13 protein-coding genes are annotated in these 15,667 nt (G+C 70.6%); 4 read left to right on the top strand and 9 right to left on the bottom strand.

Annotated elements, in window-relative coordinates; translation table 11 throughout:
* Positions 1-81 precede the first annotated feature (81 nt).
* Positions 82-711, top strand: coding sequence for an alpha-ketoglutarate-dependent dioxygenase AlkB (locus ACFUPX_RS22830; protein WP_383325450.1), 630 nt, complete (start codon positions 82-84; stop codon positions 709-711).
* Positions 712-904: 193 nt separating this feature from the next.
* Here ACFUPX_RS22830 and ACFUPX_RS22825 read toward each other — a convergent pair whose 3' ends face one another.
* Both ACFUPX_RS22825 and ACFUPX_RS22820 read right to left on the bottom strand, forming a co-directional pair.
* The gene (locus tag ACFUPX_RS22825) at positions 905-2,164 is read right to left on the bottom strand and encodes an FAD-dependent monooxygenase (protein WP_383325447.1); all 1,260 of its coding nucleotides are present in this window, start codon (positions 2,162-2,164) and stop codon (positions 905-907) included.
* Positions 2,161-3,558, bottom strand: a complete 1,398-nt coding sequence (locus ACFUPX_RS22820) for an MFS transporter (protein ID WP_383325444.1) — start codon at positions 3,556-3,558, stop codon at positions 2,161-2,163. Before ACFUPX_RS22820 ends, ACFUPX_RS22825 begins: the two co-directional genes overlap by 4 nt.
* Positions 3,559-3,634: 76 nt before the next feature.
* Here ACFUPX_RS22820 and ACFUPX_RS22815 point away from each other — a divergent pair, with 76 nt between their 5' ends.
* Entirely contained in the window at positions 3,635-4,267 is a 633-nt protein-coding gene (locus ACFUPX_RS22815; RefSeq protein WP_383325441.1) for a TetR/AcrR family transcriptional regulator, read from the top strand.
* A gap of 45 nt (positions 4,268-4,312) precedes the next feature.
* Here the strand turns inward: ACFUPX_RS22815 and ACFUPX_RS22810 are convergent, their stop codons facing one another.
* The 6 genes from ACFUPX_RS22810 to ACFUPX_RS22785 all read right to left on the bottom strand — a co-directional run bounded on the left by ACFUPX_RS22810 (position 4,313) and on the right by ACFUPX_RS22785 (position 11,204).
* Positions 4,313-5,629 (bottom strand): cytochrome P450, encoded by a 1,317-nt coding sequence (locus ACFUPX_RS22810; protein ID WP_383325438.1) that lies wholly within the window; start codon positions 5,627-5,629, stop codon positions 4,313-4,315.
* 152 nt (positions 5,630-5,781) lie between these two features.
* Positions 5,782-6,666, bottom strand: coding sequence for a geranyl diphosphate 2-C-methyltransferase (locus tag ACFUPX_RS22805; protein ID WP_383325435.1), 885 nt, complete (start codon positions 6,664-6,666; stop codon positions 5,782-5,784).
* A 14-nt stretch (positions 6,667-6,680) separates the two neighbouring features.
* The gene (locus ACFUPX_RS22800) at positions 6,681-7,946 is read right to left on the bottom strand and encodes a family 2 encapsulin nanocompartment cargo protein terpene cyclase (protein ID WP_383325432.1); all 1,266 of its coding nucleotides are present in this window, start codon (positions 7,944-7,946) and stop codon (positions 6,681-6,683) included.
* A 125-nt stretch (positions 7,947-8,071) separates the two neighbouring features.
* Positions 8,072-9,484: a family 2B encapsulin nanocompartment shell protein gene (locus ACFUPX_RS22795; RefSeq protein WP_383325429.1), complete on the bottom strand. Its 1,413-nt coding sequence runs from the start codon at positions 9,482-9,484 to the stop codon at positions 8,072-8,074.
* A 333-nt stretch (positions 9,485-9,817) separates the two neighbouring features.
* A complete protein-coding gene (locus ACFUPX_RS22790; protein WP_383325426.1) occupies positions 9,818-10,441 on the bottom strand; it encodes an HAD family hydrolase in 624 nt (207 codons plus the stop codon).
* A 4-nt stretch (positions 10,442-10,445) separates the two neighbouring features.
* Positions 10,446-11,204, bottom strand: coding sequence for a DeoR/GlpR family DNA-binding transcription regulator (locus tag ACFUPX_RS22785; RefSeq protein WP_383325423.1), 759 nt, complete (start codon positions 11,202-11,204; stop codon positions 10,446-10,448).
* 74 nt (positions 11,205-11,278) lie between these two features.
* Between ACFUPX_RS22785 and ACFUPX_RS22780 the strand changes: the two genes are divergently transcribed.
* Positions 11,279-12,478: an MFS transporter gene (locus ACFUPX_RS22780; RefSeq protein WP_383325420.1), complete on the top strand. Its 1,200-nt coding sequence runs from the start codon at positions 11,279-11,281 to the stop codon at positions 12,476-12,478.
* Between the two features lie 24 nt (positions 12,479-12,502).
* On the opposite strand, the gene ACFUPX_RS22775 is transcribed toward ACFUPX_RS22780, so the two are convergent.
* Entirely contained in the window at positions 12,503-13,210 is a 708-nt protein-coding gene (locus ACFUPX_RS22775) for a TetR/AcrR family transcriptional regulator (protein ID WP_383325417.1), read from the bottom strand.
* A gap of 170 nt (positions 13,211-13,380) precedes the next feature.
* On the opposite strand from ACFUPX_RS22775, the gene ACFUPX_RS22770 reads away from it, so the two are divergent.
* Positions 13,381-15,633, top strand: a complete 2,253-nt coding sequence (locus ACFUPX_RS22770) for an MMPL family transporter (protein WP_383325414.1) — start codon at positions 13,381-13,383, stop codon at positions 15,631-15,633.
* The last annotated feature ends 34 nt before the right edge of the window (positions 15,634-15,667 follow it).

Below are 15,667 nucleotides of genomic sequence, written 5' to 3'. Positions count from 1 at the left end.
GTCCGGGCCTGAGTCAGGCCCGGACACCCACCCCGTCCGGCTATTAGCGCACACGTTCGAATCATTCGGTACACTGGCCGCATGGCGACGCACCAGCTCCAGGGATCACTCTTCGATCAGTGCGACGACGTACGCCTGGACCCCCTGAGCGACATCCGCAGGACGGTCCTCGGCGACGGGGCGTGGATCGACCTCCTGCCGGGCTGGCTCAGCGGCGCCGACGTCCTGTTCGAACGCCTTGCGGCGGACGTCCCGTGGAAGGCCGAGCGCCGGCAGATGTACGAGAGGGTCGTGGACGTGCCGCGCCTGCTCGCCTTCTACCGCGCCGGCGAACCACTCCCCCACACCGTCCTCGACGAGGCCCGGCAGGCACTCTCCGCGCACTACGCGACCGAGCTCGGCGAGGCCTTCACGACGGCCGGCCTGTGCCACTACCGCGACGGGCGCGACAGCGTGGCCTGGCACGGCGACCGCATCGGCCGGGGCGCCCGCGAGGACACGATGGTCGCCATCCTCTCCGTGGGCGCACCCCGCGACCTGCTGCTCCGCCCGCGCCACGGCGGCGAGACCGTCCGGCGCCCGCTCGGACACGGAGATCTGATCGTGATGGGCGGCTCCTGCCAGCGCACCTGGGAGCACGCCATCCCCAAGTCGGCCCGTGCGGCCGGAGGGCGCATCAGCATTCAGTTCCGGCCACACGGAGTGCAGTGAGCCGGCGCCGGGGCTCCGACGCGTGGGAGGGTGGGCGAACCCGCCCCTCCCATGCGCTATAGTTGATCTTGCGCCCACGGCAGGAACTCCTGGCAGCGGGCCGCGCGTTGGTCGTCCAAGGAAAGACGCCCCGCTTCCTGCGGGGAAATGCAGGTGCAAGGCCTGCCCAGCGCTCGCGACAAGCCCCGGTCTCTCACGAGACCGGGGCTTTTTTCTGCGCCAAGAGGCGAGCCACGGGCCAGAGCTCGGGCAGGGCGAGGGCCGAATGGGCCGGGCGTCCTTCCCCGGAGGGCATGGCGCCGAGATTGCGCAGCATGTCGTTGCGCTGTTCCAATGCCCGCGCGGTGGTGGGGAAGAGCGTGGCGTCGCCCTCGCCGACCTGGTCCTGGTTGACGGTCACGAACTCACGGGTGCCGTGCTCGTAGGCGGCGAACCCCGCGACGTGGTCCCGGTCGGCAAGGGACTCGGCGAGCATGTACGCGCCGACGAGCGCGAGGCTCGAGCCCTGCCCGGTGAGGAACGAGGGTGCGTACGCGGCATCCCCCACCAGAGCGACCCTGCCGCTGGACCAGCGGGGCATGCGGATCTGGCTGACCGCGTCGAAGAACAGGTCGTCCGCGTCGTGCAGGGCGGCGAGCATGCCCGGGACCTCCCATCCCGCGTCGGCGAACACGGAGACGACCAGCTCCCGTTGGGCCTCCGGGTTCCGGAACGCGCCGAACGGCGGTTGCGGGCGGGCGAAGTTCAGGAAGGCGTGCACGTCGTCGTTACCCCCGACGGCGTAGAGCGCCGCGGCCCTGCCCGGGGTGTTCCACATCATGAGCTCGTGGGAGAGCCCGAAGGTGTTGCGCATGGTGAACCCGGCGAAGCAGTAACCGAGGTAGCGGTGGAACTGCTCTTCGGGGCCGAACAGGAACTCTCGGGTACGCGAGTGCAGCCCGTCCGCACCGAACACCATGTCGAACGTACGCCTGCCGCCCCCGCGGAAGGTGACGTCGACCCCGTGGCCGGACTGGTCGAGGGTGGCGATGGAGTCGCCGAACAAGAACTCCACGTCGTCACGGACCGCCGCGTGGAGGGCGTCGGCCAGATCCCCGCGCCGCACCTCGACGTCCTGTCCCGCGACACCGCCGGTGAGCCGATGCGGGTCGACCGAGGCCACCTCGCTGCCGCCCCCGTCGAGGAACGTCAGCCGGCGCAGGTCGATGTGCGCGTCCCGCAACCGCGGCAGGATTCCCATCCTCCGGACGACCTCCAGTGCGGTGCCGCGTACGTCGATGGGGTAGCCGCCACCGCGGAGCCCGCTCGCCTTCTCGACCACGGTGACCTCGAATCCATGGCGGTTCAGCCAGAACGCGAGGGCGGGCCCCGCGATGCTCGCCCCGGATATGAGGACCTTGCGCCTCGGCGCGGTGCGGATGCCTCGCGACTTCAACTGCTCGGTCAGGGTCATTCCTTGACTCCTTTGCTCATGGTGCGGGCGACGAACAGGGACAGCGCGGTGACGGCGGCGGCTATGAGGAAGCCGACGACGAAGGCGGATTCGGCCGGGACATCGGACCCGGAAGGCGTGGCGGCGGTCAGGATCGCGCCGCTGACCTGCACGCCGACGGCGAAGCCGAGCACGCGCGTCACCAGGACCAGGCTGGTGGCGATGCCGGTGTCACCCTGGTCGACGGAGGTGGCGGTGCTCGTCACCATCGCCGTGACGCACAGGCCGTTGGCGAGCGCGATCAGCATCTTGCCGATGACCAGGTGCCAGATCTCGGTGTGCACGGCGGCCAGGGCCATGAGTGCGGTGACCATGATGACGATCCCGGCGGTGACCACGGCTCGCGAGCCCAGGCGCCGCGACCCGATCCCGCTGATCGGCCCGGCAAGCGACGCGGCCACCGCGCCCGGCAGCAGGAAGAAGCCGATCTCGGTGGCGCCGGCGCCGAATCCGTACGCGTCGGTCGGCACCGCGAGCAACTGCGGGACCAGGTAGACCGGCACCGAAGTGCCGACGCAGATCACGAACGTCAGCACACACGACTTCCACACCGCGGGCCGCGCCAGCATGCGCAGGTCGACCATCGGCGATGCCGCACGCCGCTCGACGGCCGTCCATCCGGTCACGAAGGCGGCCAGCACCACGACGAGGGCGCCGAGTACGAGTGGCTGCGAGGCGATGTCGGGCGCGAGGGCGAGCACGAGCATGAGGGTGACCAGCGTCCCGCTCATGAGGAGCAGGCCGGGCCAGTCGACCCCGGCGCCGTCCGACCGGCCCGGCGGATCGTCCGGCATCAGCCTGTTCACAAAGATCGTGGCCCCGATGACCGCGATCGTCGGCAGCGCGAACATCCAGTGCCGGGAGAGCCCTTCGGCCACGGGCCCGGCCGACAGCGTTCCCGCCATCCCGCCCCCGACGAACAAGCCGCTGACCACCCCGATGGCCACCGTCGACTCTCCCGCGGGGAGGTGTTTGCGCACCACGATGAACGACAGGGGCAGCGCGCCCACCATCGCCCCTTGCAGTACCTGACCGAGCAGCAGCACCGGCAGGTTCGGCGCGAGGGCGGACACCAGGCCACCGGCGCAGACCACCGCCATCAGCCGGATCAGGACCCGTTTTCCGCCGTAGCGGTCGCCGAACTTGCCCGCGACCGGAGTGACGATCGCGCCGGTGATGAGGAGCACGATGCTGAGTAACGCCCCTTCGGCGGGGCTCATGTCGAGTTCACGTTGCAGGAGTGGGAGCGTCGGCGTCACCACCGACTCCAGGGCACCGGTGGCGAGTGCCAGCATGCCCAGGGCCCAGACAGCGGCCTTCCCGATGCGGACCGGGGCAGCCAGAGTCGCGGTCATGAACGTCCTTCCGTCATTGCCGGGCGAGTTCGGAACTACACTACACCGTGCAGTGTAGGACGGTTAGGATGTGGCCATGCCGACCACGAAGACCCTGCGCGAGGGATCCACGCCGAAGCGGGCCGCCATCCTCTCGGCGGCCCGCGAACTGTTCCTCGCCGACGGCTTCGACCGGTCCAGCGTCGACGCGATCGCCGCTCGGGCGGAGGTTTCCAAGCGGACGGTCTACGACTACTTCGGCGACAAGCAGACGCTGTTGAAGGCAGTCGTCGACGCCGTCGGCCAGTCGATGATCACCACGATCCGGCGCACCCTCGACGACACCCTCACCGGCCTCACCGAGGGCGCCGAACTCGAGGACGACCTGGTCGCGTTCTCGATGCGCATCTCGACCGACATGCTCGGCTCGGCGGAGTACGCGACGCTGCAACGCCTGGTCCGGGCCGAATCCGGTCACCTGCCGCACCGGGGCTACAACTCCATGGCCGACACCCCCGACGAGGCGATCGCCGAGCGGTTCGCCGCCTTCGCCGATGCCGGGCTGCTCGACGTCCCCGATCCCCGGCTCGCGGCCGACCAGTTCATCGCGCTGACCTTCGGCGTCGCGCTGGACAGGCTCGGTTCCGCGAACGTCGCGGAGGACACCCGCGTACGGCCACTCGTCGTCGAGGGCGTACGGACCTTTCTGCGGGCCTACCGAACCGCGTAGGAAAGGCTCGGGTTCGGGGCCGGCCGGGCCTCGCGGTCTTTGAACCTAGCCGCCCAGCACCGCGGGTGTGGGGCCGTCGGGGCGGACCGTGATGCTGTAGGCCGCCTTGTCCGGGGTGGAGCGGAAGTGCGGGGTGTGGGCCGGCAGCAGCTGCTCCAGGAGGACGGTCGACTCCCTGAGGGCGAACTGCAGGCCCAGGCAGGCCCGGGGGCCGATGCCGAACGGGAAGTAGCTTCCCGTGTGGGTGGGGCGTCGCCCGGGGGTGGTGAAGCGCGTCGGGTCGAATCGCTCAGGGTCTGCCCAGAGTTGGGGGTCACGGTGCGTGAGATAGGGGCAGACCAGCACGTCGGTGCCCGCCTCGACCTCGTACCCGGCGAGGATGTCGTCCTGCGCCGCACAGCGCGGCAGCACCCAGGCCGACGGGTAGAACCGCAGCGTCTCGTGGACGAGTGCCTGGACGGCCTGCCGCCGCTCGGGCGAGCCGTCGGCGCCCGCGGCGAGAGCCTGTTCCCGCGCCCCAGGGTTCTGGTCCAGCAGGAGGTAGAGCCAGGTCAGGGTCGTCGCGGTGGTCTCGTGTCCGGCGACGAGGAGGGTGACGAGCTCGTCGCGGATCAGCCGGTCGGTGTACTCGGGGCGCGTCTGGGCGGCATCCAGCAGGACGTGCAGCAGGCCCGGCCCCTCGGGTCCGGCCTCGGTGTCGCGTGCGGCGGCGATGGCCAGGGCGGCCACCGCGTCGATCGCGGCCAGCTCGGCGGCGACCGCTCCTTGGGCGGCGACGCCGTCGGCGGGCAGGCTGGGCAGCGCGGCCACCACGGCGGGCACGGCGGCCAGTTCACGCTCCGACGCGGGGTCGAGGGGGTGGCCGGTCAGGGAGCGCCAGATGGTGTCCAGGGCGAAGCGGCGCATCTCCTCGCCGACGTCGAAGACCTCCCCCGTGCGGGCGTACCCGGCCCAGCGCGCCGCCGTGGTCCTGGCGGCCTCAGTGATCCGCTGCTCGTAGCGGCGCATGCCACGGCCGGTGAACTGGGACTGCAGCAGCCGCCGTTGCCGCTGCCATGCCTCGCCCGTCGCGGCCAGGACTCCGTCGCCGATCAGCAGCCGGGCGCGGTGCGAACGCTTCACGTAACGGTCGGGATGGAGCGCGAGTACGTGCTGCACGGCCTCGGGGTCGGTGATCAGGACGGTCGGGCGGGGCCCGAGCCGGAACGCGGCGACACCGCCGAGCCGTTCGCGCGCCAGGGCGAAGAGGTCGACGAGCTCCCCTCCCCCGTCCTGCCACTGTCCGACGACGACGGGATCGAGCTCGGGCACCCGGCGCTCGGGAGGCGAAGGGAGGGAACCAGGGCGGGCGTGGGTCGCCACGGGGCGGCTCCTGTTCGACGGTTGTACGTCGTCGCGGACGGACGCAGGCGACACGCACTGTAGGGGACGTGACGCGATACGCGACAGGCCGCGTCCACGCGTGGAGGGGCCGGGCCGCGCGGCGACGGCCCGGCCCCTCCGGTCGGTGTCGGTCAGACGCGGTCGGCGGCGATCAGGACGTACTGGAAGGAGCCGTCCTTGTACGAGTTGATGAACGCTTCCTCGATGCCGGTGACCAGGGACGACGTGGCCCGCAGTTCCCAGTAGGGCAGGGTCGCGGGCGTCAGGTCGACGATGGCCTGCGGCACCAGGCGGTTGTCGGCCATGGCGCGCAGGTACTCCCGGCGGGAGTGGATGTTGCACTCGAAGTGCGCGTTGATCTGGGAGACCCACTTGGAGGGCTGGCCGTAGCGCGGGTTCCAGCAGCCGGTGATGGTGACATAGCGGCCGCCGACCTCCAGGACCCGGGAGTGCTCGGAGAACAGGTCGTGCAGGTCGACGTACATGCTCGACTCGTTGTTCCACGAGCCCGCGGCCTGCCCGGTCTCGAAGGGCATGTCGAGCATGTTGCACACGCGGGCACGGACGCGGTCCTGGATGCGCAGTTCCTCGGCGCGCTGGTTGGCGAAGTCGGCCTGCTTGGCCGACAGGGTCACGCCCTCGACCTTGCATCCGAAGCGCTGGTTGGCCATGACCATCGATCCGCCGCGGCCGCACCCGGCGTCCACGAGGGTGTCGTCGGGCCCCTGCGGGCCCAGGTGGTCCAGGAGGACTTCGGCCTGCGCCGACTCAAGCCGGTGCAGCTCGCTGATCAGCTTCTTCTCGTGCTCGCTGTCGTCGGGGTCCCCCAGGGCGGCATGGTCGACGTCGCCGATGCCGTAATGGTGGTGGTAGAGCCCGTCGACGTCGCCGAGGCGCAGATTCACGGGCCGCGCCTCGTTGTTCCAGTAGCGCGCGATGTCGCCCTGGTAGGGCGTCGCCGGGGCGGGGACGAACGCGGAGGAGCTGCTGACGGTGGAGAACTCAGTGCTGGTCACAGGTGATTCCGTCCTTACCAGAAATCGGGCAGGCTGTATCGGTAGGTGTTGGTCTGGTGCCAGTAGTGGTTGCCGTCGACCCAGACGGCCACGCCCCGCAGGAAGCGCAGCACGCTCGGGACGTGGCAGGACGCGGCCAGGGCGGCGGCTTCGGCCTCGAAGTCGCGCATGAGGTCGTTGTGGACCTCGATCGCCTTCAGGTAGGCGTCCTGCTCGGAGACGTTTTCACGCTCGGCGATCACCACGGGCAGGTTCAAGTGCCGTCCGGGGGCTTCGAGTTCCTTGGTGTACGAGTACAGGTCGTTGACGATGGTGCTGGCGTTCCCGGCGAGCGCGAGGACGCGCTGCATGGCGGGCTGTGCGTGCAGGTCCGCCGGGAGTTCGTAGCCTCCGACGGTGTCGGTGATGGTGGGGCAGGGCCGGAAGTTGTTGAACTGCCGCATCGCCAGGTACTCCCACACCTCGGGCGTGTGGTCCGTCTGGGCCCAGGCGGCCTCGGCGAGATAGCCCAGGTGCAGCCGGGCCATGTCGTGCCGGTAGCGGTCGGCCTGGGATGCGGTGGACTGGCGAACGAAGTACTCCATCGCGGAGCGGTAGGCGCGCCGCGGGGCGTCCGCGTGCAGCGACTGCGCCCACTGCGGTTGGTACTCCTTGGTCACGTGCAGGTGGTCGAGGGCGGTGTGCGCCAGCAGCAGCCGTCCCCCGAGGCCGATGGGCGAGCCCCCGTGGTCCTCGCAGTAGCAGTCGTCGACCGCGTTCTCGGCGACCATGAGCCGGGTGGCGACCATCAGGTGGTCGATGGTCGGGGCGTCCGGATGGCAGGCGACCATGTAGCGCCCGACGGAGAAGCCGTCGAACTGGCCCTCCCACTCCTCGGGGTACAGCTCGACCTCGTCCACCGCCCAGTCCTTGATCCGGCGGCTGACCTCCGCCACCCGCGCCGGGTCGGGCTCCGCCACCGGGTGGTAGTAGAGGCCGGGGATCTGAAGGGCATCCGCAGGCGCCTCGTCCGCCGCGGGCTCCGGCGGCTCCGACTGCTCCTGCTGTTCCGTCGGTGTCGCTCGCCGTGCCAGGTACAAACTCGCCGTGCCCAGGCCGCTGGGACCGCGCAGGACCCGCTCCAGGGACGGACCCGCTTCCTGCACCGCGGCAGGGCCGGGGGCCGAGGACTGCTCGGGCAGGACGCCGGCGGCGTGGGTGATGGTGGGGACGTCGTCCCCGAAGCGGGCCGCAGCGGCAATGGGGCTGGGCTGCGGAGGGGAGAACCCGGGCTCGGGCATCCGTGGCTCCTCGATGGGGTGGGTGGCCTCTCCCGGATCCGGGCACACTCGCCCGGCCCGGCGGGCTCCGGGCTGTCGTGGCCGTACGACGGGTCCTCTTGGTCGCGCCAGTCGTGCCAGTCGCGTCAGTCGCGCCTGCGGGCGATCTGTACGTTCTCCAGCACGCCGAGCGCGTTGGGCACCAGGATGGCGGCGGAGTAGTAGGTGCTGACCAGGTACGAGATGATCGCCTGCTCGCCGATGCCCATGAAGCGCACCGACAGGCCCGGCTCGTACTCGTCCGGAAGTCCGGTCTGATGCAGACCGATGACGCCTTGGTTGTCCTCGCCGATACGCATGGCGAGGATCGAGCTGGTCTGCTCCTTGGTGACGGGAATCTTGTTGCAGGGCAGGATCGGCACCCCGCGCCAGGCCGGCACCTGCTGGCCGCCGAGGTCGACGTGGTCCGGGTAGATCCCGCGGGCGTTGAACTCGCGCCCGATCGCCGCGATCGTCCGCGGATGGGCGAGGAGGAGCCTCGTGCCACGGCGTCGGCAGAGCAGCTCGTCCAGGTCGTCCGGGGTGGGCGGGCCCGAGTGGGGCTGGATCCGCTGCTTGAAGTCGGCGTTGTGGAGCAGGCCGAACTCACGGTTGTTGATCAGCTCGTGCTCCTGGCGCTCGCGCAGCGCCTCGATGGTGAGCCTGAGCTGCTCCTCCGTCTGGTTCATCGGCCCGTTGTAGAGGTCGGTGACCCTCGTGTGGACCCGCAGAACGGTCTGTGCGACGGAGAGTTCGTACTCGCGCGGCTTGAGTTCGTAGTCGACGAAGGCACCCGGCAGTGAGGCTTCGCCGACGTGCCCCGCCGACATCGCGATCTCGGCCTCGCCGTGCTTGTTCTGGCGTTGCTGCGGGAGCCTGCTGAGCTCCTGGAGGTGGGCCTGGAGAGTCGGCGCCGTGGACAGTACGGCGGCGAAGTCGGCGCGGGACAGGGTGAGCAGGGTGCCGGCGGTCTCGGCCGTCGCGGTGCAGTCCCATCGGGCGTCGGCGTCCAGGAGGGAGTTCTCCCCGAACCGGTCGCCGTCGGCGAGGACCGCGACGCCGACCGCGTCTCCGTACTTCCCCAGGGCGTTCTGGTTGATCCGGCCGTGGGCGATCAGGTGGAGCTGCCCGGCGGGCGTGCCGCGCTCGACCAGTACCTCGCCGGCGCGGAAGTCGCGCTGGACGCAGCGGTCGGCGATCGCGGTGAGTACTTCCACGTCGTCGAAGCCGCGCAGCAGGGCCAGTTCGCCGAGTTCGCGGGGGATCACCCGGACGTCGACGCCGTCCTGGACGAACTCGATGCGTCCGTCGCCGACGGTGTAGCTCAGCCTGCGGTTCACCCGGTAGGCGCCGCCCTTGGTCTCCACCCAGGGGAGCATCCGCAGCAGCCAGCGGGAGGTGATCTCCTGCATCTGCGGGGCGGACTTGGTCGTGGTGGCGAGGTTGCGGGCAGCCTCGGTGCTCAGGCTGGTCCGCCGGGGCGGCTCCAGTTGTGCTTCCGGGCTGGTCTCAACGGTCATGGAGCGGGCTCTCCTTCACGAGAGAGGTCATCGGCACGGGCGCGCAACCGGCGAAAGCGGAAGTAGAGGGTCAAGGACACGGAATTCGTCCGGATCCGGGGACCATTTAACGGCCGCTGTGCCTGGCTCGCCCGATAAGCCCGTTGGCAGCACACGAAGCAGTGATCTTGTCCGCGCGGGGTTTATCCCGATGACCGACGACGTTCTGGCCACCGGCCCGAAGGGCCGCGGGGCAAGCGTGCGGGCCCACGGCCGCAGGAGAACGCCGAACTCGGCTCCGGCAGTCAAATCCAGCCAGAGCCGAGCCAGTTGAATCCGTTCGACGGACCACCGCTACGGGAGGAGGGCTTCCCTCAGCCGCTCGCGGGTGGTGAACAGGTGGCCGCGCATGCCGGTCGCCTCGGCGGCGCGGATGTTCTCCTCGCGGTCGTCCACGAAGAGGACCCGGTCCGGTTCGACGCGCAGGGCGTTCAGGCACCACCGGTAGGCCCCGGGGTCCGGCTTGGCGTGGCCGATGCGGCAGGAGAAGGCGCGCAGCGGGAAGCGCTTGAGCCAGTGGTGATGCTCCTCGTAGTAAGTGGCCAGCTCCTCGGGGATGTTGGACAACAGCGCGATGCGGCGATCGGCTGCCGCGAGCTCTTCGACCAGGGTGACCATCGTCTCGTCGACGGCGCTCCAGCTTGCGGTGTCGGCCTCGATGAGCTCCGCGATCCGGTGCTCGTCGAAGTGGGTGGCGAGGGAGTCCGCCACCTGGCGCCAGTAGGCGGTGCCGGTCAACTCGCCCTGGTCGTAAGGCTGTCGCCGCGCCCAGTAGGCGTCCCAGAACTCCGCGGCGGGCACCTCGGCGGTGCGGACGAGGCGGTCCTTGCCTTCGGCGCTCTGGTGGCGTGCGATGACGCCGAACAGATCGAAGAGCACGACGTCGGGCTGGAGGGGTGAGTCGGGTGCGTCGGGCATGGGTTCACACCTTTCGTACGGTGACGCCCGCAGCGGACAGCGCGTCGGTCTCGTCCTGGGCGGCGGCCTCGTCGGTGACGACGGCGTGCAGGGCCGCGGCGGGGGCGACGAACGCGAGGGCCGTGCGGGAGAGCTTGGGGGCGTCGGCCACGGCGATGACGCGGCGGGCCGAAGCGATCGCGGCGCGTTTGACCGCGGCGTCGTCCAGGTCGTACGCGGTCAGGCCGTGTGCCGCGTTGAGCCCGCAGCAGCCGATGACCGCGGTGTCGAAGCGCAGGGCGGCCAGGGACGCCTCGGTCAGCGGGCCGGTCAGCGCCAGTTCGCCGGGGCGGGGGCGCCCGCCGGGGACGAGGAGCGTCAGCTGTGGGGCTCTGGTGAGCGCGTTCACCGCGTGGAGGGACAGCGGCATCACGGTCAGGCGACGGCCTTCCAGGGCGTGGGCCACTTCGAGGCAGGTGGTGCCGCTGTCGACGACGACGGACTCGCCGTCCGCGATCAGTCCCGCGACCTCCGCGGCGATGCGCCGCTTGGCCTCCATGCCTTCCTGCGCCCGGAGTGCGAAGGGAGGCTCCTCGCCGCGCAGGAGCAGGCTTCTCGCGCCGCCCCGGTAGCGCTCGAGGACGCCTTGGTCCGCCAGCGTCTCCAGGTCCCGGCGGATGGTCATCTCCGAGGCGCCGGTCAGTTCCGCGAGCTCCGCGACGCCCATCCGGCCGGCCTCGCGTACGGCATCGCTGATCTGCCTCAGTCGGTCTGCACTCACCATAACGTCAATAGAACATTATTGATGTGCGATACGCAATCTTCCGAACAGCAGCAATGTTCGTTATGTTCGTTCTCATGGAAAGATCGCTGCGCTCGGGCCGACTGGCCACCTTCGCCTACTTCACCCTCAACGGCTTCCTCATGGGGATGTGGATCGTCCACATCCCGGCCGTCGAGCACCGCGCCGGCATCAGCCATGCCGTGCTCGGCTGGCTCCTGCTGCTGCTCGGAGCGGGGGCGTTCGCCGGAATGCAGCTCGTCGGTCCGCTCACCGACCGCTTCGGCGCCCGCACCGTCGTACCGCTCAGCGCGGCGCTGTGCAGTGCGGCGGTGGTCCTGCCGGGGCTCGCCACGAGCGCCTGGGCGCTGGGGGCCGCGCTGCTGGTGCTCGGCTTCGGCAACGGCTGCCTGGACGTCAGCATGAACGCCCACGCCATCCAGGTCGAGCGCGGCTACGAACGCCCCGTCATGTCCGCCTTCCACGCCACCTTCTCCATCGGCGGCGTCCTCGCCGCGCTGGTCGGCGCCCGCACCCTCAGCTGGGACCTGAGCCCGTCCCTGACGCTCGGCGCGGTGGCGCTCTTCGGTCTCGCCGTCGCCGCGCTGGCTGCTCCCGCGCTGCTGCGCGCCGAAGCCGACCCCACCGGGCAGGCCGTCGCCACCGAGGCGGCGCCCCGGCGCGGGACACCCCGGCGCATCTGGATGCTGGCCGCGCTCGCCCTGATGCTGATGCTCTGCGAAGGCGTCGCCAACGACTGGAGCGTGCTCCACCTGCGGGACACCCTGGACGCGCCCGCGGCCACCGCCGCCCTCGCCTACGGCGCCTTCGCCACGGCGATGACCGTCGGCCGGCTGCTGGCCGACCGGGTGGCCGCGCGGTACGGCCCGGTGGCCGTGCTCCGCCACGGTGCTTCGGTGGCCGCCGTGGGCATGACGGTGGCCGCGCTGTCGCCGTGGATCCCGCTGGCCCTGCTCGGCTGGACGGTGTTCGGGATCGGGCTCTCCGGCTGCATCCCCCAGCTGTTCAGCGCCGCCGGCCACGCCGATCAGGACGCCGCAGGAGCCAACGTCTCCCGTGTCGCGGGCCTCGGGTACCTCGGCATGCTCGCCGGGCCCGCCGTCATCGGACCGCTCACGCACGCCGTGCCGCTCAACCTCACGTTCTTCCTGCCCGTGGCGTTCTGCGTCCTCGCCGCCTGCACCGCCGGGATCCTGCGCACCCGGTCCACCTCCGCCGTCCCCGACGAGTCCCGTGACGGCGAGGTCCTCACGTAGGGACTCAGTCGGGCAATCGGATGCTCAGGAAGGGATCCGACGGCGGGTGTCCTCCAGCAGGTTCCGCATCGCCATGCGGTAGATCTCGGCCTGGTGGTCCCCCAGGAAGACGGTGTGCCCGAACACCTCCAGGACCACCAGGCCGTGCAGGTGCCCCCACGCGCTCAGGAAGAGCGCGGTGGCCGGGGGCGGCAGATGCCCCATGCCGAAATGCGGCAGCTGGTCCAGGTACGCCGCCAAGGAGGGCGAGAGCGCGGGGGCGTCGGCCGCGGCGAGTTGCTCCGCGGTGAACCCGTCGAACAGCTCGCGCTCGAAGATCACGCTCATCCTGCGCGTCGCCTGGGTGGTCGACCCCTCGGCGGGCGCCGCGTAGTCCCGCAGCGGCGTCCCGTAGAGGAGCTGGAAGTGCTCGGGGTGGGCGATGGCCCAACTGCGGTAGCCCTCGGCCGCGATCACCAGGCCCGGCAGGTCCGATCCGTCCGGCGCGTTGTCCACGGCGGCCTGCACGGCGTCGGTGAGGTCGTCGTACGCCTTGGTGACCAGCGCCGTGACCAGCGCGTCCCGGCTAGGGAAGTAGTGGTAGAGCGCCTGCACGGTCATCTGCAGGCTGCGGGCGACCGCTCGCAACGACAGGGCCACGGGGCCGTGTTCGGCGATGTGGCGCTCGGCGGCGTCCAGGATCTCCTGCGTGGCGGCGGCCCGGCGTCGCTGACGCAGGGAGGGCGGGGCCATGGCGTGTTCCTCTCCTCTGGACGGCATGTGAGGAAAATCTAACACTGCCAAATTTTCCGTCGCCTCACTAACGTCGTCCGTGGCGACGAAGAGTGCGACAGCGCACCTGTTCTGACGGAGCGAAAGACGCTCCGCGAAATTCGCCGTCTGAACACCAAAGGAGAGCGTGCGTGTTCGAACGCATAGCTGAACTGGCGATTCGCCGGTCCCGGCTGATACTCGTCGTCGCCGTCGTGGCCATGGCCCTCATGGGCGCCCTGGGCGCCGGCGCCTTCGGCAAGTTGCTGGGAGGCGGGTACGACGATCCGGCCTCGCAGTCCACCCGGGCCGGGGAAGTCATCGACGAGAAGTTCGGCGGCGAGACCAACCTGGTCCTGCTGGTCCGCGCCTCCGACGGCCGCATCGACGACCCCGCCGCCCGGCAGAGCGGCAAGTCCCTGGTGGCCGACCTCAAGAAGGAACGGCACCTCGACAACGCGGTCTCGTACTGGGACACGGCCAGCCCCGGCCTCCGCTCCAAGGACGGCCGCGAGGCCATGGTCCTCGCGCATGTACAGGGCGACGACCTGGAGCGCGACAAGAACGCCCAGAGCGTCATCGACAGCTACACCGGTCCGTACGAGGGCACACTCGACGTCGAGGCGGGCGGCGGCGCCGCCGTGACCAGCGAGATGGGCACGCAGTCGGGCGAAGACCTCGTCCTGGCCGAGGCCATCGCCGTGCCGCTCACCCTGCTTCTGCTCCTGCTCGTCTTCGGCAGCCTGGTCGCGGCGCTGCTGCCGCTGGTGATCGGCCTCATCGCCATCGCGGGCACGTTCGCGGAGCTCTTCGTCCTCGGCAGCGTCACCGACGTGTCCGTCTTCGCGATCAACCTGACCACCGCCCTGGGACTCGGCCTCGGCATCGACTACGCCCTGCTCATGGTCAGCCGCTTCCGGGAGCAACTCGCCACGGGCGCGAGCGTGGAGGACGCCGTCCGCCGGACGGTGAGCACGGCGGGGCGCACGGTCGCGTTCTCCGCCGCGACCGTGGCGGCCGCACTCGCGGCACTGCTGGCGTTCCCGCAGTACTTCCTGCGCTCGTTCGGCTATGCCGGGGTCGGTGTGGTCGCCATCGCCGCCCTCAGCACCCTGTTCGTCATGCCCGCCCTGTTCGTCGTCCTGGGACACCGGGTCAACAGCGGGCGCATGCCGTGGGCGAAGCGCGTGCGCCCCGCGTCCCGGGCACCCATGTGGGGACGCCTCGCGGGCACCGTCATGCGGCGCCCCGCGCTCACCGCGCTGCCCGTGCTCGCCGTCCTGCTGGTCGCGGCGAGCCCGCTCCTCGGCATCACCTTCGGCACACCGGACGAACGCGTGCTGCCCGAGGACGCCAAGAGCCGCCAGGTCTCGACGGTGCTGCAGGAGAAGTTCAACGGCAGCGACGACGCGGCCCTCCACGTCGCCATCGACGGATCCCTCGCCAAGGCCCCGCTGGCGACGTACGCGGCCGACCTGTCCGGGCTCAAGGGCGTCGTCCGCGTCGAGACCAGCCAGGGCACCTACGCCGACGGCCGGTCAGAGGCGGCGGACCGTGGTAACCCCGGCAACTCCGGGAACCCCGGCAACAAGGCCCTCGGCCGCCCCGACGCGCAGCGGATCACCGTGGTGAGCACCCTGACTCCGAAGTCGGACGAGGCCCAGAGCCTGGTCGAGGAGGTGCGGGCGGTCGCCCCGCCCGCCGGGACACACCCTCTGGTGGGCGGAGTCGACGCCGTCCTGGTCGACTCCAAGGACTCCATCGCCGACCGGCTCCCCCTCGCCGTGGCCCTGGTCGCCCTCACGACGTTCCTGCTGCTCTTCCTGTTCACCGGCAGCATCGTGCAGCCGCTGCGTGCGCTGCTCCTCAACATGATCAGCCTGGGCGCGACCCTCGGCGTCATGACCTGGATCTTCCAGGACGGCAACCTCTCCTCCCTCCTGGGCTTCACGGCGCAGCCCATGGAGGTGTCCATGACGGTGCTGATGTTCTGCATCGCCTTCGGCCTCTCGATGGACTACGAGGTGTTCGTCACCAGCCGCATCAAGGAGCTCCACGACCTGGGCGAGGACAACGAGTCCGCCGTGACCAACGGCCTCGGGCACACGGGACGCATCGTCACCGCGGCGGCCTGCCTGCTCGCGGTGAGCTTCTTCGCCTTCGGGACAGCCAAACTCAGCTTCATGCAGATGTTCGGCCTGGGCAGCGGGCTCGCCATCCTCATCGACGCCGTCGCCGTACGCGGGATCCTCGTGCCCGCCGCGATGCGGCTGCTCGGCCGCTCGGCCTGGTACGCGCCCGGTTTCCTGCGCAAGGTCCACGGGCGGTTCGGCCTCAGCGAAGGCGGTCCCGCGCCCGAGGCCTCGGCCAAGGATCCGCAGGTGAAGGACTCGGCGCACGTCTGAGCCCGCGCACCACGCGCGCCCCGCCCGCCCGGCG

Source organism: Streptomyces sp. NPDC057302 (assembly GCF_042667685.1).
Classification (GTDB): Bacteria; Actinomycetota; Actinomycetes; order Streptomycetales; family Streptomycetaceae; genus Streptomyces.
Note: the sequence above shows the minus strand (reverse complement) of the source record. Positions and strands in the feature narration are given on the sequence as shown.